The following is a 23,223-nucleotide window of genomic DNA, read 5'->3' on the forward strand; positions in this document are numbered from 1 at the left end:
CGCGCGGGTAATCGCTGCAAGCCGCCGCGGCGGCGCTAGGCCGGGCGGCGGCCGGCGATCTACAATGGCCGGCGCCGCGGGAGCCGGCTGGTCCCGGCGATGGCACCCACCACCGAATTCGCCACGCGAAGGAAAAACGGATGCGCACGCTACAACAACTGAGAATGGAATTCCTGCAGTACAAGATCGAACCGATCGGCTGGCTCGGCGACAGCCCTTCCCGCTTCGACTTCTATACGGATACGGCGATCGGGTGCGACACCATCCTCGAGCTCGGCGTGTTTACCGGGCTGACCACGACGGCCTTCATGCTCGCGCAACCGAAGCGCCTCGTGTCGGTCGACATCTCCGACGAGCACTTCCACATCCGGCGCGAACTGGAGCAGGCCGCGCAAGACCTGTCGGTCGACTTCGAATTCAGGATCGCAGATGATCTCGCGATGGAGCCGCTGGCATCCGACCTGCTGTTCATCGACACCACGCATACGTACGAGCAGACGCTCGCCGAACTGAACCGCTTCGGCCCGCTGGCACGCAAGAAGATCGTGCTGCACGACATGACCACGGCCGGCGTGTACCAAGCCGTGTTCCAATGGCTGTGGGACAACAAGCAGTTTCATATTACGTATCACGACAGCCGCGGCTGCGGCGCGGTCGTCTGCGAGCGCCACGTCGGCTACTGAGCCGGGCACGCCCACCGGGGAAAACACATGCATTCGAGCGAGCACGCGGTCTGCGTGGCGATCAACGACAACAACCGCGCATGGTACGAAATGCTCGTGCCGTTCCTGCTGTCGCTGCGGCACACCGGCTACGACGGCCGGATCGCGGTGATCGGCTACGGGCTCTCCGAACGCAAGCGGCAGATCCTGGCGAGCCAGTCGGTCGACGTGATCGAGGCATCGGGCAAGCATGCGCTGCCGGTCGGCCGCTTCATCGAGGCCGCCGAGTATTGCGCCCGCAACCCGCAGATCCGCAAGCTCGCGCTGTACGACGCCGACATCTGGTTCTGCGCGCCGGAGTTCGACCTGTTCTCGCAGATCGGCGACGACCGGATCCATGCGTGCCCCGACCCGCTGTTCTGCACGTTCGTCGTCACGCCGCTGATCGGCGAGCGGCGCGACGCTCATTGGCGTCTCGTCGTCGACGAAGTCTCCGCGCGCCACGGCGGTGCGCTGCAGGCCGGGCTCGTCGCCGGGACCGCCGACGCGTGGGCACGCTACGCCAGCCATCTGCGCGACTGCATTGCCCGCATCGGCACCGATTTCCAGGAATGCTTCGGGATCGATACGACGTTCCTGCACCTGTGGAGCGCGCAAGGCGAAACGGCGCTGCTCGATCCGGTCCAGAACTTCGTCAGCAAGTACGGCATTCACGAAGCATTCGACGCAGGCAACGGCACGACGACGCTCCGGTATCACGGCGAGCCGATCCGCGCGCTGCACATGACCGGCGACATCCGCTTCCTCGACCGATGGCGCTACTACGCAAACCACACCGACGCCGCGCTGCGTGACGGCGTGCCGTTCGCGCTGTCGGACGGCACGCGGGTGCAATCCGACGCGGTGGCCGCGCGCATCGCGGCGGCCGACTACCTGCGCTCGGCCGGGCTGACCGTCGCGGCCACGGCGATCGAGGAAAGCGCCGGCGCCTACCTGCAGGCGATCGACGAACCCGGCGGCACGATGCTGATCGGCAGCGGAAACCACGAAGCCGTGTTCACCGCGACCCGCGACATCGCGCGACTGAACGTCTACGTCACGCATCCGTCCGGCTCGCCGTCGCCGCTGCTGTGCGAAGTGCTGGTCGACGGGCAGCCCCAGCGCAAAGGCACCGAGCTGATGGCGCATTTCTGGTATCGGATCGTGGCCGGCACCGTCATCACGCTGCGCTCGACGAGCCTCGGCGGCCAGCAGTGCAACGTGATCTGGCGGCTTCGCGAGGCGCCGGACATGCAGCAGTAGGCGCCGGCCGCGGCCGTTCAATTGAAGGCCGCCCACACCAGGTACGCATTCAACCCGACGATCACGACCGTCGCCGCCCCGGCGACGATCCGCAGCGGCAGCCGCATCGCGTAAGCGCCCATCACGTCCGCGCGCGCCGACAGCATCAGCAGCGCGATCATCGGCAGCGGCAGCACGAAACTCAGCACGACCTGGCTCGCGACCATCGCACGCGTGACGTCGCAGCCGAGCGCGACCACCGCGAACGCGGGCGCGATCGTCACCGCGCGCCGCACCCAGACCGGCACGCGGCGGTGGATGAAGCCCTGCATCACGACCTGCCCGGCCATCGTGCCGACCACCGAACTCGACACGCCCGACGTCAGCAGCGCGACGAGAAACAGCACGCCGGCCGCCGGCCCGAGCACCGGGATCAGCGTGTGATATGCGGCGCCGATGTCGGTCATGCCCGGCGCGCTCGCATGAAACGCCGACGACGCCATCATCACCATCGCGAGATTCACGAACCCGGCCAGCCCGAGCGCGACGACCACCTCGCGGTTCGAGAAACGCACGAGCCGCCGCCGCTCCGCCTCGTCGCGCGGCGCGGTGCGATCCTGCGTGAGCCCCGAATGCAGATACAGCGTGTGCGGCATGATCGTCGCGCCGATGATCCCGACCGCGATCGTCAGCGCCGCGTGATCCGGAATCTGCGGAACGACCAGGTGAAACACCGCCGCGTGCCAGTCCTGCGGCGCGATCAGCAGTTCGCCGAGATAGCACGCGCCGATCACGCCGACCAGCGCCGCAATCGCGGCCTCGAGCGGCCGGAAGCCGCGTTTTTCGAGCGCGAGGATCGCGCAGGTCGCGAGCGCCGTCGCGATCATCCCCGCGAACAGCGACAGGTGGCACAACAGCCCGAATGCGAGCGCACCGCCAAGGAATTCGGCGAGGTCGGTCGCCATCGCGGCGATCTCGGACGCGACCCACATGCCCCACACGACCGGCGCGGGAAAGCGGTCGCGGCACAGCTGCGCGAGATTGCGGCCGGTCACGATGCCGAGCTTCGCGGACATCGCCTGGAACAGCATCGCGATCGCGTTCGCGGCCAGCACGACCCACAGCAGCCGGTAGCCGTACGCGGCGCCGGCCTGGATGTTGGTCGCGAAGTTGCCGGGATCCATGTAGCCGATCGACGCGACGACGGCCGGACCGACGAACGGCAGCAGCGCGGCGACGCCGGTGCGGCGCCCTTCCAGCGCGGCGCGCGCGGCGCCGTCGGTGTGCCCGGTGGGCCGGCCCGGCAGCGCGAAGCCGCCGGCAGGTTTGCTCGTGACGGGAATCATGATGAGGTTCCGTTCGAATGAGGAAGGCTTCCTGAAGTTCGGGCGCCGCGGCCGGCGTGCCGCCTGCCGACCGCGACGGCGGCGGCGTTACAGCGGCACGACGTCGGGACGGTTGCGCGGAAACTGCGCGATCACGTCCGGCGCGAGGTTCAGGTGCGCTTCGACGAGCTGCGGCGGCGTATGCGCAAGCCAGTCGGACAGCGACACTTCCGCGTAGCGGTCGGTCTTGAAGATCTCGAGGAACACGAGATCGGTGCTGCCGGTGTTCTGCACGTAGTGACCGAGGCTCTTTTTCACGTAGCCGACGTCGCCCGCGCGGAAGTCGGCCGTCTGCGCCTTCGGCCCCGTGTCGAACACGGTCATCCGTGCGTCGCCCTGCAGGTAGTACTGCCATTCGTCCGCGTTCGGGTGCCAGTGCAGCTCGCGCATGCCGCCCGGATGCACGGTGACGAGCGCCGCCGCGACGGTGGTCGACACGTTGAAGTTCGTGCTGTCCGCGATCCGCACTTCGCCGCCGCGGGTCTTCCTGACCGGCTTCATGTCGCCGAGCGAGAAGATGAACGGATGAGGCGGCGCCCCGGCCGACGACGCCGACGCGCGCTGCGCTTGCGCGAGCGGACCCGGTTCGTCGCCCTGGAAGATCCACAGGTTGTCGAGCGGAATGTTCCTGAATGCGTCGGCGGGCACGCCGAAGTTGAGCGCGAGCACATCGGGCGGCGTGTGCGCGATCCAGTCGGTCAACAGCAACGTGTTGAATTCGGACGCGCGGCCGTTATCGAACGCGAGCAGGAATTCGGCGCCGTCGGTGCCGAGGCCCTGCAGCGAATGCGGCAGCCCGGGCGGGAAATACCAGAGATCACCGGTTTTCACGTCCTGCACCGATGGCCGCCCGAGCTCGTCCAGCACCGTGATCCGGCAGCGGCCGTCGAGCATGATGGCCCACTCGGCCTGCTGGTGCCAGTGCATCTCGCGAATGCCGCCGCGCGTGAGGCGCATGTTGACGCCTGAAATGGTTTCGGAAATCGCGAAATCGTCCTGCGTGACTTCGCGCGCCCATCCGCCATTTTGAATACGCTTATGCGCATTGTTGAACGAAGCCCAGAATAACGGCATGCCGTTGATATCGGTGGCCGGCGGATCCTGAAAAGACGGGAATTGATTGGCGATTTCCGGATTTTTCGGACCCGGGTCGGTCAGGCTCTGGCGGTTGCGCGCATTCACCGCGCCTTCCGGCGGGCGGTCCGGATTGCCGAACGAGGCGGCCTTGGCCGATACCGCGATACCCGCGGCGGCAATGGCGCCGGCGGTTCCCGCCAGCATCTTGCGTCGAGAAAGATTCGTCATGGTTTCCTCTTCATGCCTGCAATTGAGCGAATTTCCATTACGGAACACATGCCGTTTTTCGGATTATCGAAAATCGAACATCCCGTGACGCAAGTTAAATCCAGATCACCGAAAAACTTAAATGAATTATTAACCTGAATCAATGATTTAATCTGATCCGCTTTAACTTTGTAATTATTGCGGCGCAGCGGGATACTGAAAGGTGACCGATATCGGTGAATCGGCCAGGTCCGGTGAATGCGGAAATACGACCGCGCGCGGTCGGGATGCCACACATGGCGACAAGATCGAGACATGCAACGCACGATCACGATGCGGCGCAGTCGATTCGGATCACTGATCCTCTCGAACTGAAACAGCCGCATGCCGATGCGTCGAACGCCAGCCAACCGGGCCGGGGTGCGGTTTACGCCCGCGGCATTTCGTCGAGCCGTTGCGCGGCGAACCGCAATCCACCCGGGATGCGCTCCGCTACCCTCGCCGGAAAACCGGGAGGCAGCGCAGCTGCCGACCGATTCGATCACATGCGGCGTCATCGCGACGAGCCGCTCGACGATCGGCGTCGCAATATCGCCGAGCAGGCAGTATTCGGCCATCGCGGTGAAGTGCCGTCGCGTCATGTCGCGCATCCCATAGTGCTTGCGCTTGCCGTGCACGGCCATCGCGAGCTTCGCCTTGTGCCACGACCATGGGTTCCCGCCATCGCCTTCGACCGGCCAGATCGACATCACGTCGTAGAGCGGCGTGAGGCGGAAACGGCCGCCCGGCAGCAGGCGCAGGCCGAAGTTCTTCGCGTGCCCGTCCGGTGCCGCGAGCATCCAGAACACGACCAGGGCCGCGAACAGTGTGTCGAGATCCTCCCGCGCCGTTTCCGAACGGCGCAGAAGGCCGACCAGGTCAGGCACGCCGGGGCCGCCCTGCGATTCGTACTTCAGGTGCGGCGGCACGCCGAGCGCCTGGCAGAAGTCCTCCTGCGGCAAGCGCAACAGCCACCCGCCGTCACGATGCAACGTACGATCGAAACGCTCGACCGACAGCACCTTGTGCGCGCCGAAACGCACGATTTCCGTATGGGCGACCGGCAGACCGAATGAATTATTCCTGTGCGGCATAAACGCAAAATATGCCTGACAGAGATAAAAACGCCTTTTTCACCTGCCCCCATGACCGCGCCCTCGACCCTATCGCCGCCCATCACCCCATAGTTTTTATCCGCTGGCGTGAATGATTTTGGCTTTGTTAGATAGATGACATTGAATCATTCAATGACAACGATCTAACAGACCGATGACCTGCGCCTTCGCCCATACCGTCGAATCCCGCTTTGCCGAGCTGACGCCGACCGCGAAGCGCATCGCGAGCTACATGCTCGCGAACCTCGATCGGCTCGGCCTCGAAACCGCCGACCAGATCGCGCAGCAAACCGGCACCAGCGGCATTTCGGTCGGGCGTTTCCTGCGCAGCGTCGGCTACCGCAACCTCGACGACCTGAAACGCGAACTGCGCGGCGGCAGCGACCGCCCGTGGATGATCACCGACCGCCTCGACGAGTACCGCCGCGCCACCGCCACGCCAACGACCACCGGCGAGCGCGACGGCCATCGCGGCGACGGCACGCTCGCGTCGTCGCTCGAGCGCGAACTCGACGCGATCCGCCACGTCTACCGGCTCGCCGAAGAACCGGTGTTCGCGCAGGTGGCCGACCGGATCGCCCAGGCAGACGCCGTGTTCATCCTCGGCATCCAGTCGACGCGCGGTATCAGCAACGCGTTCAGCAGCTACCTCGAATACCTGCGCCCGCGCGTGTTCTACTCGGACGGCCAGTCAGGCTCGTACGTCGATTCGCTGAACTCCGAATTCGAGCGGCCGTACTGCATCGTCACCGATACCCGCGCGTACTCGCGCAGCGCGCGCCGCTATTGCCAGGCGGCCGCCGAACGCGGCCAGCCGTTCGCGCTGGTCACCGATCTGTATTGCCCGTGGGCGCGCGAGTGGCCGGCCGACCTGCTGCAGGTGAAGACCGACGTCGGCCAGTTCTGGGATTCGCTCGCGCCGCTCACCTGCCTGTTCAACCTGCTGATCACCGCCGTGGTCGACCGCCTCGGTCCCGCGATCGACCGGCGCGTCGCGCGCAATCGCGAACTGCAGCGCACGTTCGACCAATTCGAATCCTGAGCAAACCGGACCGCCGATGAACCATTACCGCCTCGTCGAAATCACGCCCGCCACGCATCGCGTCGAGATCGATCTCGTCTACGCGACCGAGCGCAACCTGACCGGCAAGCCGATCTACCGCAACGCGCACTGTCTGCTGCTCGAGCCGGCCGAAGCCGCACTGCGCCGCGCGGTCGACGTGGCCGCGCAGGCCGGCTTCACGCTGCGCCTCTACGACGCGTATCGCCCGCCGCAAGCGCAGCAGGTGCTGTGGGAGTTCCTGCCGGATCCGAACTTCGTCGCCGATCTCGGCCGCGGGTCGAACCACAGCCGCGGCACCGCGCTGGACCTGACGCTCGTCGGCGCGAACGGCGAGCCGCTCGACATGGGCACCGGCTTCGACGAGATGGTGGCCGCGTCGGGCCATTTTCACGCGGGCTTGCCCGAGCACGTGCAACGCAACCGGCTGCTGCTGCTCGGCGTGATGCACGCGGCCGGCTTCGCGCATATCGACAGCGAGTGGTGGCACTACGAGCTGCCCGGTTCGCACGCGCTGCCGCCGATCGACAACGCGGCGAGCGGCCCGTGGCGCCTGATGTGACGACGCTGCACGCCCGCCCCCTTTTCATGCAGGTTCACGTTCAACGACTCAAACGACAGATGGAGAAGCGCCCATGAAATTTCCGACCTCCCGGCTCGTCGCGGCGCTGGCCGCCGCGTCCCTGTTCGCCGCCGTTCCGCTTTCCACCGCCCGTGCGGAAACGCCGAAGGACATGTTCGTGATGGCCACGCTGCTCGACGAATTCACGACGCTCGATCCGGGCGAAATCTACGAGCTGGTGCCGGAGGAATACGTCGCGAACACGTACGACCGGCTCGTGCGCGTCGACCTGCGCGATCCGTCGAAATTCAACGGCGACGTCGCGCAGTCGTGGACCGTGAGCCCCGACGGGCTGACCTATACGTTCAAGCTGCGCTCGGGCCTCAAGTTCCATTCGGGCAACCCGCTGACGGCCGACGACGTCGCGTGGTCGATCCAGCGCACGGTGCTGCTCGACAAGGGCCCGGCCGCGGTGCTGACCGGCATCGGGCTCACGAAGGCCAACGTCGCGGCGAACGTGAAGAAGCTGGACGACCAGACGGTGTCGATCACGACCGATCACAAGTACGCGCCGACCTTCGTGCTCAACGTGCTCGGCTCGTGGCCCGCGTCGGTGCTCGACAAGAAACTGCTGCTGTCGCACCAGCAGGGCAACGACTTCGGCAATGCGTGGCTGAAGACCAACGAGGCCGGCTCCGGTGCGTACAAGCTCGTCAAGTGGTCGCCCAGCGACAGCATCGTGCTGCAACGCTTCGACGGCTACCGGCTGCCGCTCGCGATGAAGCGCATCGTGCTGCGCCATGTGCCCGAAGCGGCGAGCCAGCGGCTGCTGCTGGAAAACGGCGACGTCGACGCGGCGCGCGACCTGAGCCCCGACGATCTCGCGTCGGTCGTGAAATCGGGCAAGGCGAAAGTCATGGCCTCGCCGCAGGCGACGCTGCTGTATCTCGGCCTGAACACGAAGAACGCGACGCTCGCGAAGCCCGACGTGCAGGAAGCGCTGAAGTGGCTGGTCGACTATGCGGGCATCCAGGCCAACGTCGTGAAGACGACGTACAAGGTGCACCAGACCTTCCTGCCCGAAGGCTTCCTCGGCACGCTGAATGCGAACCCGTACAAGCTCGACGTCGCGAAGGCGAAGGCGCTGCTCGCGAAGGCCGGCGTGCCGAACGGCTTCTCGGTGACGATGGACGTGCGCAACGACTATCCGTACACGGAGATCGCGCAGGCCGTGCAGGCGAACTTCGCGCAGGCGGGCGTCAAGGTGCAGCTGATCCCCGGCGACAACAAGCAGACGCTCGCGAAATACCGCGCGCGCCAGCACGACATCTACATCGGCGAATGGTCGGCCGACTACATCGACCCGCACAGCAACGCGCAGGGTTTCGCATGGAACCCCGACAACGCCGACAAGTCGAGCTACAAGATGCTGGCCTGGCGCAACAGCTGGGACATCCCGCAGCTCACGAAGGAGACCGACGCCGCGCTCGCCGAGCCGACCGCCGCGCAACGCGCGCAGCGGTACCAGGCGATGCAGAAGGAGATGCTCGCGCGCTCGCCGTTCGTGATCATGTTCGAGAAGGTCGCGCAGGTCGCGATGCGGCCCGGCGTGAGCGGGCTCGAAGTCGGGCCGATCAACGATCTCGTGTCGTACCGTCACCTGAAGAAGCAATAAGGTTCGCCGCATGTCGACTCCCGCCTCCTCCCTCGAAGCACTGCGCACGCTGCCCGCGCGGCGCCCGGCCGTACGCTGGGCGTTGCGTGTGCTGCGCTGGGCGCTCACCCTCGCCGTCACGTTCGCGGGGCTGCTCGCACTGACGTTCGTGATCGGCCGCAAGGTGCCGATCGATCCCGTCCTCGCGATCCTCGGCGATCGCGCGTCGGCCGACGCGTACGCGGCCGAGCGCATCGCACTCGGCCTCGACAAGCCGCTCGTCACGCAGTTCCTGATCTACGCGCGCGACGTGCTGCACGGCAATCTCGGCATGTCGCTGCTGACGTCGAACCCCGTGCTCGACGACATCAGGCGCGTGTTCCCCGCCACGCTCGAACTCGCGACGATCGCGACGCTGATCGGCATCGCGATCGGCGTGCCGCTCGGCGTCGCGGCCGCGGTGAAGCACAACCGGCCGATCGACCACATCGCACGCTTCGTCGGCCTGATCGGCAATTCGGTGCCGGTGTTCTGGCTCGGGCTGATGGGGCTGCTGCTGTTCTATGCGCGGCTGCACTGGGTCGGCGGCCCGGGCCGGCTCGATCCCGTGTACGACGGGATGGTCGATCCGCGCACGGGCAGCCTGCTGATCGACGCGGCGCTTGCCGGCGAGTGGGACGTGTTCCGCAACGCGGTGTCGCACATCGCGTTGCCGGCCACGATCCTCGGCTACTACTCGGTCGCGTACCTGAGCCGGATGACGCGCTCGTTCATGCTCGACCAGCTGAGCCAGGAATACATCGTCACCGCGCGCGCGAAGGGCTTGTCGGAACGGCGCGTGATCTGGCGGCATGCATTCGGCAACATCATGGTGCCGCTGCTCACCGTGATCGCGCTCACGTACAGCAACCTGCTCGAAGGCTCAGTGCTGACCGAGATCGTATTCGCGTGGCCGGGGCTCGGCTCGTACCTGACCGGCGCGCTCCTGAACGCCGACATGAACGCCGTGCTCGGCGCGACGCTCGTGATCGGCGTGATGTTCATCACCGTCAACCTGCTGACCGACGCGCTGTACCGCGTGTTCGATCCGCGTGCGCGCTGAGGGCCGCTTCGACATGACCGTTTCCATCCTGCTTCCTTCACCGTCCATGCCGAAGGCCATCCGACCATGAATGCCGCCCCTCTCACGCTGCGCGCGTGGCTGCTGTCCGACGCGCCCGCGTCGCGCTCGCAGGCCGCTCTCGGCCTCGCTTACCGCCGCTGGCGCCGTTTCGCGGTCAATCCGCTCAACCTGTTCGGGCTCGCGATCCTGGTGACGCTGATCGTCGTCGCGATCGTCGGCCCGCTGATCATGCCGCACGATCCGCTGCGCCAGGTGCTGTCCGACCGGCTGCTGCCGCCCGGCTCGCCGTCGCACTGGCTCGGCACCGACCAGCTCGGGCGCGACATCCTCTCGCGGCTGATCGCAGGTTCCCGCCTCACGCTCGGCATCGCGCTGCTCGTCGTCGTGATCGTCGTGCCGATCGGCCTCGCGATCGGCACGACGGCCGGCTATTGCGGCGGCTTCGTCGACAGCGTGCTGATGCGCATCACCGACATCGCGCTCGCGTTTCCGAAGATCGTGCTCGCACTCGCGTTCGCGGCCGCGCTCGGGCCCGGTGTGATCAACGCGGTCGTCGCGATCTCGATCACCGCGTGGCCCGCGTATGCGCGGCTCGCGCGCGCGGAGACGATCCGCATCGCGCAGGCCGACTTCATCCACGCCGCGCGGCTGCAAGGCGCGTCGGGCCCGCGCATCCTGCTGCGCTACATCATGCCGCTGTGCATGTCGTCGGTGATCGTGCGCGCGACGCTCGACATGGCCGGCATCATCCTGACCGTCGCGGGCCTCGGCTTTCTCGGCCTCGGCGCGCAGCCGCCGAGCCCCGAGTGGGGCTTCATGGTCGCGTCGGGCCGCAACGTGCTGCTCGACGCGTGGTGGGTCGCGACGCTGCCCGGCATCGCGATCCTGCTCGTGAGCCTCGCGTTCAACCTGCTCGGCGACGGGCTGCGCGACGTCTTCGATCCCCGCCATGGAGCATGACATGCCGATGAACTCCTCCCCCGCACCCGCGCCGCTCTGCGAGATCGACGGCCTGAAAATCGGCTTTCGCGGGCACGACGGCGTCGTCATCGACGCGGTGCGCGACCTGTCGCTGACGCTCGCGCCCGGCGAACGGCTCGGCATCGTCGGCGAATCGGGCTCCGGCAAATCGCTGACGGGCCGCGCGCTGCTCGGCCTGCTGCCCGACGCCGCGCGCTGGTCGGCCCGCACGATGCGCTTCGCGGGCCACGACCTGCTCGCGATGTCGCCGGGCGAACGCCGGCGGCTGTGCGGCAGCCAGATGGGGATGATCCTGCAGGATCCGAAGTATTCGCTGAACCCGGTCATGACCGTCGCGCAGCAGATGGGCGAAGCGTTCCGGCGGCACGAGCCGGGCTTGCGAGGCCGCGCGCTGCGCGAGCGGATCGTCGACGCGCTCGCGGCCGTGCAGATCCGCGACCCGGCGCGTGTCGCCGATGCGTATCCGCACGAGCTGTCGGGCGGCATGGGCCAGCGCGTGATGATCGCGATGATGGTGTCGACCGGCCCGCGCCTGCTGATCGCCGACGAGCCGACCTCCGCGCTCGACGTCGCGGTGTCGATGCAGGTGCTCGCGGTGCTCGACGCGATGATCGCGCGGCACAACACGGGCCTGATGTTCGTCAGCCACGACCTGCCGCTCGTGATGTCGTTCTGCGATCGCGTCGCGGTGATGTACGCGGGGCGCGTGGTCGAAACCTGCGCCGCGCGCGACCTGCGCGATGCGACGCATCCCTATACGCGCGGGCTGCTCGCGGCGAACCCGCCGCTCGCGAACCCGCCCGACGAACTGCCGGTACTGCGGCGCGATCCGGCGTGGCTCGACGCCGCTGCGCCCGCGCCGACCGCTCACCTACCGAAGGAGGCCGCACGATGATCGACGTCGATCACGCATCGATCCGTTTCCCGACCCGCACGGGTCACGTCGACGCCGTGCGCGACGCAAGCTTCGCGGTCCGCGACGGCGAAGTGTTCGGGCTCGTCGGCGAATCGGGTTCCGGCAAGTCGACGCTGCTGCGCGCGCTGACGGGGCTCGTGCCGCTCGCGTCCGGCAGCCTGTCGATCGACGGACGGCCGGTGGGCGGCACGCCCGATCGCGCCTTTCGCCGTCACGTGCAGATGGTGTTCCAGGATCCGTACGCGTCGCTGCATCCGCGTTTCACGGTCGACCAGACGCTACGCGAGCCGCTGTCGATCCATGCGATCGGCGACGCCGACACGCGGATCGCCCGCGCGCTGGCCGAGGTCGGTCTCGGCCCCGCGTTCCGGTTCCGCTATCCGCACCAGTTGTCGGGCGGCCAGCGGCAGCGCGTCGCGATCGCACGCGCGCTGATCGTCGAGCCGCGCGTGCTGCTGCTCGACGAGCCGACGTCCGCGCTCGACGTGTCGGTACAGGCCGAGATCCTGAACCTGCTGCGCCGCCTGCATCGCGAACGCAACCTGACGATGATCCTCGTCAGCCACAACCTCGCGGTGATCGGCTTCCTGTGCCAGCGCGTCGCGGTGATGCAGCACGGCGCGATCGTCGAGCAGTTGCGGATCGAGGACGTGCGCGCCGGGCAGGTTGCACGCGACTACACGCGCACGCTGCTGAACGCGACCGAAGGCTACCGTCGTCTCGACCCGGTGGCGGGCGCGCCGGCAGGCTGACATCTGCGCGCCGCACCGGCATGCGATACTCGGCGCGCCACGCAACGGCCCGCGGCCCATGGAACCCTGGCGCGCCGCACGGGTCAATTTCGTTTCGTCAACAGCTCAACCGCAATAGGGAGGCGTTCATGCTGCAATTCATCGAAACCCTGGTCGTCGGGCTCATCGTCGGCCTCCTCGCCCGCGCACTCAAGCCCGGCGACGACAAGATGGGCATCCTGATGACCACCGTGCTCGGCATCGTCGGTTCGCTGGTCGCCGGCTACGTCGGCCGCGCCGCCGGCTGGTACGCACCGGGCCAGGGCGCGGGCTGGATCGCGTCGATCATCGGCGCAATCGTGCTGCTCGTGATCGTCGGCGCGGTACGCAAGCGCGCGAACTGAACGTCGCACCTTCGGCTCCAACGCAAGACGGCCGCTCATCTCGAGCGGCCGTCTTGCTTTCCGGGCGGCGCAAGGCCGTTGCCCACACAACGGTCACGACGACCGTTCGTCCTTCGATCTTATGCCACCCGGCATTTCCCTGACTTGCGGTTGCACAGATTCGGCCTACATTGGTTTAAGCAATACGCAATCGTTTGCCGATTGCCATTATTTCGATTTTTTTCATTCAAGAGGTCCGATGGTTTTGCCGTTTACGCATACAGCATCGCAGCGTTGACGGACTGCCACCCGAGCGGCCACGCTGCGACGCGCTTCCTCTCTGGAGCCTGTCATGAAGCATCGCCTGTTCGCCGCCTCGTTCGTCCTGGCTGCCTCGCTTCTGGCCACGTCCTCATCGTTTGCCGCCGGCGCGTCCGGCATCATCTCCTTTTCCGGCATGATCGTCGAGCCGCCCTGCTCGTTCGCGGTCGATACGGCCGATCTCGCCCGCGGGCAAGTACGCCCCGACTGTCCGCGCCCGGCAAGCGGCCAGATCGCGTTCGTCGACGCGGCAAGCCAGCAGGCCATCAAGACCACGACCTTTACTCAGGCCTCGCGCGCAATCGTTTTACCGAACCGTCCCGGCAACCACCAGGCGCCGATGATCGCCGTCGTGACCTACCAGTAAAGCCGCCCGCCGGCGCGACGCCCGACGGGTGCCGCGCGCCGGTTCGGCGCACATGCGCGCTTCGCCGGTCAATCGCGATGGCGCGCGATCCAGTCGCTGAACGCGCGGATCTTCTGCTGGCTGCCGATGTTCTCGGGATACACGAAGAAGTAGCGCGCGCCCGTCTCGAGCACGATGTCGAACGGCCGTTCAAGCCGGCGTGCGCTGACGTCGTCGTCGACGAGCGTCACGTCGCCGATCGCGACGCCGAAGCCCTGCATCGCCGCATTCGTCGCGAGATCGAGCGTGTCGAACGTCGGCCCGCGCGCCGGATCGACGCTGCGCTCGCCCGCGTGATCGAGCCACGCGCGCCAGTCGCGATGGTCGCGGGTCGGATGCAGCAACGTATGGCGCGCGAGATCGCCGAGCGCGTCGAGCGGCGACGTCTGCCTCAATTCGGGTGCGCAGACGGGCGTCAGCCGCTCGTCGAACAGCGGCAGCGCGCACACGCCCGTGCCCGGCGACGTACCGTAGACGACCGCCGCATCGAACGGCTCGGTCGCGAAATCGACGACGTGCTGCCACGCGGTGGTGATCTGCACATGCAGATCGGGATGCTCGCCCTGGAAGCGCATGATGCGCGGCAGCATCCAGCGCATCACGCAGGTGGGCACCTTCAGCGCGAGATCGGTGCGCTGCCGCGTGAGCTTCATCGAAATATCTTCGATCCGCGCGAAGCTCTCGTTGACGACCGGCAGCAACTGCTCGCCCTCCGCCGTCAGCGTCAGGCCCTTCGCATGCCGCTTGAACAACGGGAAACCGTAATGCGCCTCGAGCGTCTGGATCTGCCGGCTTACCGCGCCCTGCGTGATGCACAGCTGCTCGGCCGCGCGCGTGAAGCTGCGGTGGCGAGCCACCGTCGAGAAGATCTGCAGCGCATGCAGGGGCGGAAGTCGGCGCATGAAGAAGGCAAACGGAAAAACGGCGCGGAAGGACCGCGCGCCGACCGCGGCGCGCGCTGTCCGACACGATAAGCCAAACGCCGGCTTTGCGCGAGGCGCGGGACGCTCAGGCCGTCGCGGTGAGCGCGCCCGCCACGATGCGCGCCGCCGACGCGACGACGTCCGCGCGGGCCGCCGCGGCGGCCTGCTGCTGCGTGAACGACACGGCCATCACGATCGGCGCACGCGACGGCGGCCACAGCACCGCGACGTCGGTCGTCGTACCGTAACCGCCCGTGCCGGCCTTGTCCGCGATGCGCCAGCCGGGCGGCACGCCCGCCGCGATGCCGGTCGCGCCGCGCGCGCCGCCGACCATCCATTCCGTCAGTTGCGCGCGCTGCGGCTCGTGCAGCGCGTTGCCGAGCAACAGCCGCTGCAGCGTGTCGACCATCTCCACCGGCGTCGACGTGTCGCGTTCGTCGCCGGGCGCCGCGTTGTTCAGTTCGGGTTCCCAGTGATCGAGTCGGAACGACGTGGCGCCGCTCTCGCGCGCGAACGACGTGACGGCCTGCGGGCCGCCGAGCACGCCCATCAGCAGGTTGCCGGCGCCCTTGTCGCCCGACTGCAGCATCGCCGCGCACAACTGCTCGATCGTCATGCCCGTGTCGACGTGGCTTTCCGTGATCGGCGAGCCCGACACGATTTCATAGCGGCGGTACAGGATGCGGCGCGGCAGCAGCGACGCGTCGAGCGAGCCGCGCGCGAGCATCGCGGCAGCCGCGACGACCGCATACGTGCCGCACAGCGGGAAGCGCTCGCGCGCACGGTGCGCGATCCGCACGCCGTTCGACGTATCGAGCGCGGCGACGCCGAGCCGGCCATTCGAGGCCTTCTCGAGCGCGGTCAGTTCGGCCTGGGCGGTATGGGCGCGCCCCTGGTCGGCGACCGGCGCGGACGTGCACGCGGCGACGAACGGCGCGGCAACGGCGGCAAGCAACAGCGAGCGGCGTGTCGGAGAATGTTCCATGAATGTGATGTGTTCTGTCGGCATCGGTGGCAAGAAGCAACGCGGGCGCGCGTTGAACTGGCGCGCCCGTTCACGCCGGCGGCCGGCCCGCGACGGCCTACGCCGCGCATCCCCGAGGGACGGCCGTCGGCCCCGCGCAGCGCGGGACTCGCATGAACAGGCCCTAGCGTAGCAGCGACCGCCGCCACGTTCCAGCGAAACGGCCCTGCGTCACCCTTGCGACGAAGGCAGATACGGCACCGGATTGACCGGCTTGCCGTCGCGCCGCACTTCGAACAGCAGCGCGACACGCGAGTTGTCGAGGTCGCCCATTTCGGCGATCTCGTCGCCCTGACGCACGATGTCGCCCGTCTTCACGAGCAGCTTGCGGTTGTGCGCATAGGCGGTCAGGAAATCCGCGTTGTGCTGGACGATGATCAGGCTGCCGTAATCGTTCAGGCCGGTGCCGGCGTACATCACGCGGCCGTCGGCCGCGGCGCGGACCGGGTCGCCCGGCCGGCCGGCGATCTGGATGCCGCGGTTCTGCCCCGGCCGGAACCCGTCGACGATCTTGCCGTTCGCGGGCCACTTGAGTGCGACGCCGCCCGCATGCCGCTTCGTTTCCTTGACGACCTGACGGTCGCTCGCGCTCGACGCCGCGGTCTGCGCGGTTGCCGGGTTGCTCGCTGCACCGTTGCTCGACGCCGACGACGCCGACGACGCGGCCACCTGCGTGCCGGCCACGCCCGACGGCGGCAACGGCTGCTGCTTGACGATGCGCAGCACCTGTCCCATGCGCAGCCTGCCCTTCGCACCCAGCTTGTTCCAGGTGCGCAGGTCGGCCACGCTGCAGCCGTTCGCGGACGCGATGCCCGTCAACGTGTCGCCGCGCTTCACGACGTACTTCTGCGCGACGAGAATCGGCGCCGGCGGCGGTGTGACGGCCGACTGCGCGGCAGCGGGCTGGCTCGACGGCGACGGTTGTCCCCCCAGCGCGTCGCTCGGCGAAACGGACTGCGTGCTTGCACAACCGGCCATGACGAGCACGGCTGCCAGGCCCGGCAGCCACGCTGCGTTGCGGTGAATCTCGCGCGTTTTCATGGACGATCCGACTCCGGTTTGACAATCTTTCAAGCATCTCAAAAACGGAACGGCCGACGTGTAACCGGATGCAAACAATGATGACAAACGATCACGAACCGGATGCCGGCCGGCATTCGCTACCGGTAATACGGCCCGATCCGGAAAAACTTGATGGTCTGGTTGCGTGAAAACGGAAGAATTTTCGTTTCAGGAAACTATGGCGAATGTGTTTCGATAGGTGCGAAACGACGCTACCGCCTGCTGCGGCGCGCGCCCGCCGCGATGTTCAGCGCAACCACGCGGCGAGTTCGGAGCAGGCCCACGCGATGCCGATGCACAGGAACAGCACGTGCAACGCGATCTTGAACGACACGCCCCACGACGGATCGATCTGCATGACAGGCTCCCCGGTTGATGTGCGGCCATGATCCGCCATCGATCCCACCCCGAAAATGCGGAACCGACGAATCGGGCCTCAGGCTGCGCCTGAGACCGCGCCCGCGGTTCCCTGCTAACTTATCGGCCATTCCAACACGATCGCCCCGCCCACCATGCGCTTCGACCTGACCGACCTGCGGCTCTTCCTGAACATCTGCGAGGCCGGCACGATCACGAGCGGCGCCGAGCGGACCCACATCACGCTGCAGGCCGCGAGCGAGCGCATCCGCGGCATGGAGGACGAACTCGGCGTGCCGCTGCTGCATCGGACCAAGTCGGGCGCACAGGCCACCGACGCGGGCCGCGCGCTCGAGCATCACGCGCGCACCGTGCTGCAACAGATCGACCACATGCGCGGCGAGTTGCAGCAATACGGCCAGGGGCTGCGCGGGCATATCCGGCTGCTGTGCAACACGGCGTCGCTGAGCGAATACCTGCCCGACGCACTGGCCGACTACCTGCCGCATCATCCGAAGCTGTCGATCAGCGTCGAGGAGCGCTCGAGCCAGGAAATCGTGCATGCGATCCGCAACAAGACGGCCGAGGTCGGCATCGTCGCCGATTCGGTCGGGCTCGGCGGCCTCGAACAGAAGCCGTTCCGCGAGGACTGGCTGATCGTGGTCGTGCCGGCCGCGCATCCGCTCGCGTCGCAAGGCGAGGTCGCGTTCGACTCGATCGCCGATGCCGACTTCATCGGCCTCACCGACGGCAGCGCACTGCAGGTGCATCTCGCCGACCAGGCGCGCGCGCTCGGCAAGCGGATCCGCTATCGCGTGCAACTGAAGAGCTTCGATGCGATCTGCCGCGTGATCGCCAGCGGGGTGGGCATCGGCATCGTGTCGCGCCATGCGGCCGAGCGCGCGATGCAGACGATGGACGTGCGGCTCGTCGAGCTGTCCGATCCGTGGAGCCACCGCCGGCTGAAGCTGTGCGCGCGGTCGTTCGATGCGCTGCCGAAGTACACGCGCGAGTTCGTCGCGTTCTTGTCCGGCGAAACCACGCCGCGGTGACGCGCGCCGTTCGCGGTCGATGCCGCGATGCACGCTCCAATTCACTTCGATCCTTATGGATAACGTTTTCCCTCAAATTTCTTCAAGCACACCTCCCCGACTAGTCCTTCTTCTAGCCGCTTCCGCATCGACATCCCGCGCTGCCGCACATCTCATCCGTCAGAAATCCCGGTAATTTCTGCGACATTCCGATCTGGCCTACCACGCCCTCCGTTCCACTATCCGGGTTTTTCCCGCCCCGATCGGCGCGAAAGTTCATTGACATCCCGCCGATCGCCGCCTAAATTTGGAAAACGTTTTCCAATGCATCCGCGCGACGTCGGTCACGGCCCGCGCCGGGAGAACGCTTGCCCGCTCGAAGGGTGATTCAGGCCGTCCGTCTTCAGGGATCAGGGTTGCAAGACGGAGGACGGGTACGGGCATCGAGCGCGGCAACGGCCACACCCGCCCGTGCTTCATCACTATTCAAAACTGGAGACACAATGCATCCGCGCAGCAGATTCGCGCTCGGCGCCGCGCTCAGCGCCCTTTCCGTCCTGTTCGTCAGCGCATGCGGCGGCAACGACGTGACCGACACGCCGTCACCATCGTCATCTTCTCCGCCCGCGTCCACGACACCGTCGCTCGCGGCGAACTCGCTGCAGGCGCTCGTCTACGGCGCGCCCGACACCAGCGTGCCGGCCGGCACGAACATTCCGGTCACGATGATGGGCCAGATGCGCGCGCTGTTCGACCTGATCCGGAAATCGCCCGACTTCACGCAGGTCGTGATGGATCTCGGCGACGGCACGCCGGTCCACGTGCTCGACACGAACACCGGCGACAAATTCCTGCCGGGCAAGCTCGCGCTCGGCCTGTCGTACATCCTGATCGACATGAAGTCGAAGAACGATCCGCAATACGCGAGCTACCTCGCGACGTACCAGACGATCACGACCGCGATGATGGCGCAGTCGGGCAGCAACTACACGTACGCGAATACGTCGTGGGGCGAGTACTACTACCTCGTCGCGCTGAACAACCTGAAAGCGCACGGGATGCTCAACGAAGTCTTCAGCGACGCAATGCTCGCGACGTTGCAGCAGCGGCTCACCTTCTGCGACATGTTCGGCCCCGATGCGAGCGGCAAGACCGATACGTGCCCCGCGGCCGGCACGCCGATCGACATCGCGTCGCTCAACACCGCGCAGAACTACTATGCGGTGTCCTACGGAATTGCCGGGCTGCGCCAGAAGCTCGGCTGGAGCAGCCCGTCGTTTGCATCGAAGACCGATCCGTCGGTCGCGACGATGGGCGCGCGCGATGCGCTGCTGTACACGCTCACCAACCATATCCGCAACGACTCGTCGGGCGGGTTCTCGGACGAAGCGTCGAACACGCACACGACCTACTACGACCAGGCGCGCTTCGACCGCTACAGCACGCTGCTGATCGGCGAAGTGACCGAGCGCACGTTCGAGATGGGCAACGAGGCGAACCTCACGCCCGAACTGAAGGGCTATCTGCGCAAGTCGGTCGACCTGATCCTGCCGCAGCTGAACGCGAACGGCCAGGGCTTCAACTACGGCCGCTCGATCGGCCCGTACGGCGATTCGGCGTTCATGGAAGTGCTGACGGCCGCGGCCAACGCCGGCGTGCTGACCGACCAGGAGAAGCAGGTCGCGTATGCGTTCATCTATCAGGCCGCGCATCGGTTCGACACGTACTGGTACGACCCGTCGCTGCCGACGCCGTCGGTGAACATGTGGGTCAAGGGCCGCGGCACGGACGCGTATCGCGGCAAGCCGCGCGTGATGGGCGAGAACTTCAGCCTGCTGCACCAGTACCTGTACGTGAACGCGTGGTGGAACAAGCTCGGCTTCGGCGGCAAGGCGCCGATGGCCGATGCGGACTACAACGCGTGGCTCGACGCGCTGCCGCATTACACGCTCACCTGGTACAACCAGCCGGGCGACACCGCGCATCCGTACAGTGCGGCGCTCGTCACCGTGCGCGACGGTCGGCGCGTGATCAACCTGAACCTCAGCCAGGCGCCCGACTACAACTCGTACACGCCGTACTACCCGGTGCCGTTCTCCGACAAGCTGATCTACGGCACGACCGATCTCGGCTACGCGCTGCTGGTGCCGCAGGTGTCGTACAACGGGAAGACCTACATTCCCGTCACGTACTACAAGAACCTGAACGTCCAGCAAAGCAACGGTCAGGTGATCGTGTCGTTCGATACCGCGAAGTTCCGGCTCGCGTCGAAGAACGCGGCGTACACGACGGATCTCGACCTGCAGGTGCATACGGTATTGACGTTCGCGCACGGCTCGGTCGCACGCAGCGATACGCTGAGCACGGGCACGCTCACCGGTAACCTGTCGGTCGAAACGGACTTCACGTCGTTCGCGGATTTCGCATCGACGCAGGCGAACGGCGACGGCGTGTCGGTGACCTACGCGAACAGCGCCGCGACCGGCTATGCGGCGTCCGGGTTCGACAACTGCGCGCTGTCCGCCTTCGATACGGTGAACGGCACGACGAACCCGCTGTCGACGACGCCGATAGGCCAGCTGCATTCGAACTTCGCCTGCACGACGAAGCCGTTCGCACTCGGCGCGGGCGCGACCCGCACGTTCGGATGGACGCTGAAATACGCCGACCCGGCCTGAGCTGTGTGACCCACACCCACGTCCGGTGAACGACCCCGAACCCGGCTGTTGTCGAAACCGGCTTCGGGATCGTCACGGACAGCGGGCATCGCGCTCGTCGGCGATGCCCGCATACAGCCACCCCGAAGCCGCCATATACGCGCCGAGCGCGATCAGCCCGACGAAGAAGCCGCGCTTGAACGCCTTCTCGCTCATCACGCGCCGCGCATATTGGCCGCCGGCCATGCCCGCCAGCGCCGGCGCGAGCGCGAGCGCCGAGATCGACCGTCTCCAGTGCGCCCGTCACGCGCAACTGCAGACCGAGCACGATCGTCGACGCGGTGAACGACAGCCCGAGCGCCTGGATCAGGTCGTCCTTCGACAACCGCAGCGCCTGCAGGTACGGCACGGCCGGCACGACGAACACGCCGGTCGCGGCCGTCACGACACCCGTCAGGTAGCCGACCACGGCCGACAGCCATTTTTCATGGCGACCCGGCGCGGGCAGCCGCGCGGCGGCCAGCCCCCACAGCCCGTAGAGGATCAGCACCCCGCCGAGCGCCGCATGCGTCCAGGTGCTGCCGGCCGCGAGCGCGGGCAGCCCGCCCGTCAGCGTGCCGATCGTCAGGCCGGCGAGCAGCGGCCACAGCCGGCGCAGCAGCAGCCCGAACGACGGGCCGAGCCACAATTGCCACACGTTGGTGACGAACGACGGCACGAGCAGCAGGCTTGCGGCGGCCGACGGCGGCATCGCGAGCGTCAGCAGCCCCATCGCGATCGTCGGCAGCCCGAGCCCGATCATGCCCTTGACCGCGCCCGCCAGCAGGAAAACCACCGCGATGATCGTCAGCGCATGAATGTGCATGAAAGGCATTCCGTCCAGTTGAGTACGGCGCCGATGGTGAAGTCCGATCGCGCCGCTCGCCATCTGGTTTTGCCTGAGGCTGGCTAGGGCTTGCCAGGCGGTGCGGCGGCGCGAACGTACCGATGTGCGGTCGCGCCACGGGCCGGCGAAAAACGCGCCGCCGATACCAATGCAGGCGGGACTTGACCATGCGCCACCACCGGGGTTGCCAAACTCGAACCCAGCCCCCGAATCCGGACGAATACGGGGCCTGCTCCGCAACGAAAGCCGATCCGGGCCGATCAGCTCCCGTGAGATCCCCCCTGCCCTTGCTCGCTATCGAGGTGCGCCATCTGTGCGGCCGGATAACGCTCACCGGCAGCCGCCCCGGCGGGAACCGCCGCTTCGATGCGAGCGATGTCACCGACCGTTAGTTGCATCTCAGCAGCTTGCAATGCGTCCTGAAGCTGCGTGCGCTTGCGCGCGCCGATCAGCGGCACGATATCGCCGCCGCGCGACAGCGCCCACGCGATCGCGACCTGCGCCGGATTCCTGCCCTTCTCGTCGGCGATCGCGCGCAACGCGTCGACGAGCGCAAGGTTGTGCGCGAGGTTCTCGCCCTGGAAGCGCGGGCTCGCCGCGCGGAAATCGCGCTCCCCCTGCCGCGTCGTGCTCCAGCGCCCGCCGAGCAGCCCGCGCGACAGCACGCCGTACGCCGTCACGCCGATCCCGAGTTCGCGGCACGCCGGCAGGATCGCGGCCTCGATGCCGCGCGACAGCAGCGAATATTCGATCTGCAGGTCGGAGATCGGCGCGACGGCCGCCGCACGGCGGATCGTGTCGGCGCCGGCTTCCGACAGGCCGATATGGCGCACGTACCCGGCCTTCACGAGATCGGCGATCGCGCCGATCGTGTCCTCGATCGGCACCGCCGGATCGACGCGCGCCGGCCGATAGATGTCGATGTAGTCGGTGCCGAGCCGCTTCAGCGAGTACGCGACGAAGTTGCGGATCGCCGCCGGCCGCGCGTCGTAGCCGGCAAACCCGCCGGCCGGATCGCGCAGCGCGCCGAATTTCACGCTGATCAGCACCTGGTCGCGTGTCCGGCCGCGCAGAGCATCGCGGATCAGCATCTCGTTGTCGCCCATCCCGTAGAAATCGCCGGTGTCGAGCATCGTGATGCCGTGGTCGAGTGCCGCGTGCAGCGTCGCGATGCTTTCGTCGCGGTCGGCCGGCCCGTAGAAGTCCGACATCCCCATGCAGCCGAGCGCGAGTGCCGACACCCGCAGGCCCGTCCGGCCCAGTTCACGCGTTTCCATGCCCGTTTCCTTGAGTGATGAATGAACAGGCCGGATTCTGGACGCATCGCGACACGCGATAAACGCGAAACACTCAACCAAACCATTCGACGCTGATTAACAA

19 protein-coding genes and 2 pseudogenes are annotated in these 23,223 nt (G+C 67.1%); 13 read left to right on the top strand and 8 right to left on the bottom strand.

Annotation, left to right across the window (positions count from 1 at the left end):
• Positions 1-140 precede the first annotated feature (140 nt).
• Together HWX39_RS13310 and HWX39_RS13315 are read left to right on the top strand one after the other, a co-directional pair.
• Complete coding sequence (locus HWX39_RS13310; RefSeq protein ID WP_175968551.1) at positions 141-683, top strand: class I SAM-dependent methyltransferase; 543 nt, start codon at positions 141-143, stop codon at positions 681-683.
• Between the two features lie 27 nt (positions 684-710).
• Positions 711-1,964 carry a hypothetical protein gene (locus tag HWX39_RS13315; RefSeq protein WP_175968552.1) on the top strand — a complete coding sequence of 418 codons (1,254 nt, stop codon included), beginning with the start codon at positions 711-713 and terminating at the stop codon, positions 1,962-1,964.
• 17 nt (positions 1,965-1,981) lie between these two features.
• On the opposite strand, the gene HWX39_RS13320 is transcribed toward HWX39_RS13315, so the two are convergent.
• From HWX39_RS13320 to HWX39_RS13330, 3 genes and pseudogenes are all read right to left on the bottom strand, one after another.
• Positions 1,982-3,289: an Nramp family divalent metal transporter gene (locus HWX39_RS13320; protein WP_175968553.1), complete on the bottom strand. Its 1,308-nt coding sequence runs from the start codon at positions 3,287-3,289 to the stop codon at positions 1,982-1,984.
• Between the two features lie 87 nt (positions 3,290-3,376).
• Positions 3,377-4,633, bottom strand: coding sequence for an oxalate decarboxylase family bicupin (locus HWX39_RS13325; RefSeq protein ID WP_175968554.1), 1,257 nt, complete (start codon positions 4,631-4,633; stop codon positions 3,377-3,379).
• Positions 4,634-5,039: 406 nt separating this feature from the next.
• Positions 5,040-5,727, bottom strand: a pseudogene (locus HWX39_RS13330) (HipA domain-containing protein); the annotation flags it as partial.
• 193 nt (positions 5,728-5,920) lie between these two features.
• On the opposite strand from HWX39_RS13330, the gene HWX39_RS13335 reads away from it, so the two are divergent.
• The 9 genes from HWX39_RS13335 to HWX39_RS13375 all read left to right on the top strand — a co-directional run bounded on the left by HWX39_RS13335 (position 5,921) and on the right by HWX39_RS13375 (position 13,864).
• Positions 5,921-6,808, top strand: a complete 888-nt coding sequence (locus HWX39_RS13335) for a MurR/RpiR family transcriptional regulator (RefSeq protein WP_175968555.1) — start codon at positions 5,921-5,923, stop codon at positions 6,806-6,808.
• Between the two features lie 16 nt (positions 6,809-6,824).
• The gene (gene ddpX, locus HWX39_RS13340; RefSeq protein WP_175968556.1) at positions 6,825-7,388 is read left to right on the top strand and encodes a D-alanyl-D-alanine dipeptidase; all 564 of its coding nucleotides are present in this window, start codon (positions 6,825-6,827) and stop codon (positions 7,386-7,388) included.
• 73 nt (positions 7,389-7,461) lie between these two features.
• Positions 7,462-9,063 (top strand): ABC transporter substrate-binding protein, encoded by a 1,602-nt coding sequence (locus HWX39_RS13345; protein WP_175968557.1) that lies wholly within the window; start codon positions 7,462-7,464, stop codon positions 9,061-9,063.
• 10 nt (positions 9,064-9,073) lie between these two features.
• The gene (locus HWX39_RS13350) at positions 9,074-10,144 is read left to right on the top strand and encodes an ABC transporter permease (RefSeq protein WP_175968558.1); all 1,071 of its coding nucleotides are present in this window, start codon (positions 9,074-9,076) and stop codon (positions 10,142-10,144) included.
• Positions 10,145-10,210: 66 nt separating this feature from the next.
• Complete coding sequence (gene nikC / locus HWX39_RS13355; RefSeq protein WP_175968559.1) at positions 10,211-11,125, top strand: nickel transporter permease; 915 nt, start codon at positions 10,211-10,213, stop codon at positions 11,123-11,125.
• Position 11,126: 1 nt separating this feature from the next.
• Positions 11,127-12,041: an ABC transporter ATP-binding protein gene (locus tag HWX39_RS13360; RefSeq protein WP_175968560.1), complete on the top strand. Its 915-nt coding sequence runs from the start codon at positions 11,127-11,129 to the stop codon at positions 12,039-12,041.
• Positions 12,038-12,814: an ABC transporter ATP-binding protein gene (locus tag HWX39_RS13365; protein WP_175968561.1), complete on the top strand. Its 777-nt coding sequence runs from the start codon at positions 12,038-12,040 to the stop codon at positions 12,812-12,814. Before HWX39_RS13360 ends, HWX39_RS13365 begins: the two co-directional genes overlap by 4 nt.
• A gap of 128 nt (positions 12,815-12,942) precedes the next feature.
• Positions 12,943-13,197: a GlsB/YeaQ/YmgE family stress response membrane protein gene (locus HWX39_RS13370; RefSeq protein ID WP_175954063.1), complete on the top strand. Its 255-nt coding sequence runs from the start codon at positions 12,943-12,945 to the stop codon at positions 13,195-13,197.
• 331 nt (positions 13,198-13,528) lie between these two features.
• The gene (locus HWX39_RS13375; RefSeq protein ID WP_175968562.1) at positions 13,529-13,864 is read left to right on the top strand and encodes a type 1 fimbrial protein; all 336 of its coding nucleotides are present in this window, start codon (positions 13,529-13,531) and stop codon (positions 13,862-13,864) included.
• Between the two features lie 68 nt (positions 13,865-13,932).
• Here HWX39_RS13375 and HWX39_RS13380 read toward each other — a convergent pair whose 3' ends face one another.
• From HWX39_RS13380 to HWX39_RS13390, 3 genes are all read right to left on the bottom strand, one after another.
• Complete coding sequence (locus tag HWX39_RS13380) at positions 13,933-14,805, bottom strand: LysR substrate-binding domain-containing protein (protein WP_175968563.1); 873 nt, start codon at positions 14,803-14,805, stop codon at positions 13,933-13,935.
• A gap of 106 nt (positions 14,806-14,911) precedes the next feature.
• Entirely contained in the window at positions 14,912-15,811 is a 900-nt protein-coding gene (gene bla, locus HWX39_RS13385; RefSeq protein ID WP_175968564.1) for a class A beta-lactamase, read from the bottom strand.
• Between the two features lie 210 nt (positions 15,812-16,021).
• Positions 16,022-16,891, bottom strand: coding sequence for a peptidoglycan DD-metalloendopeptidase family protein (locus tag HWX39_RS13390; protein WP_175968565.1), 870 nt, complete (start codon positions 16,889-16,891; stop codon positions 16,022-16,024).
• Positions 16,892-17,424: 533 nt separating this feature from the next.
• Here HWX39_RS13390 and HWX39_RS13395 point away from each other — a divergent pair.
• Both HWX39_RS13395 and HWX39_RS13400 read left to right on the top strand, forming a co-directional pair.
• Entirely contained in the window at positions 17,425-18,321 is an 897-nt protein-coding gene (locus HWX39_RS13395) for a LysR substrate-binding domain-containing protein (protein WP_175968566.1), read from the top strand.
• Positions 18,322-18,803: 482 nt separating this feature from the next.
• On the top strand, positions 18,804-20,978 hold the full coding sequence (locus HWX39_RS13400; RefSeq protein WP_175968567.1) for a hypothetical protein: 2,175 nt from the start codon (positions 18,804-18,806) through the stop codon (positions 20,976-20,978).
• Positions 20,979-21,050: 72 nt separating this feature from the next.
• Here HWX39_RS13400 and HWX39_RS13405 read toward each other — a convergent pair.
• Positions 21,051-21,822 (bottom strand): annotated as a pseudogene (locus HWX39_RS13405) (sulfite exporter TauE/SafE family protein).
• A gap of 281 nt (positions 21,823-22,103) precedes the next feature.
• Positions 22,104-23,120, bottom strand: a complete 1,017-nt coding sequence (locus HWX39_RS13410; RefSeq protein WP_175968568.1) for an aldo/keto reductase — start codon at positions 23,118-23,120, stop codon at positions 22,104-22,106.
• Positions 23,121-23,223 lie beyond the last annotated feature (103 nt).

The organism is Burkholderia sp. BCC0322 (genome assembly GCF_902833045.1).
GTDB lineage: Bacteria > Pseudomonadota > Gammaproteobacteria > Burkholderiales > Burkholderiaceae > Burkholderia.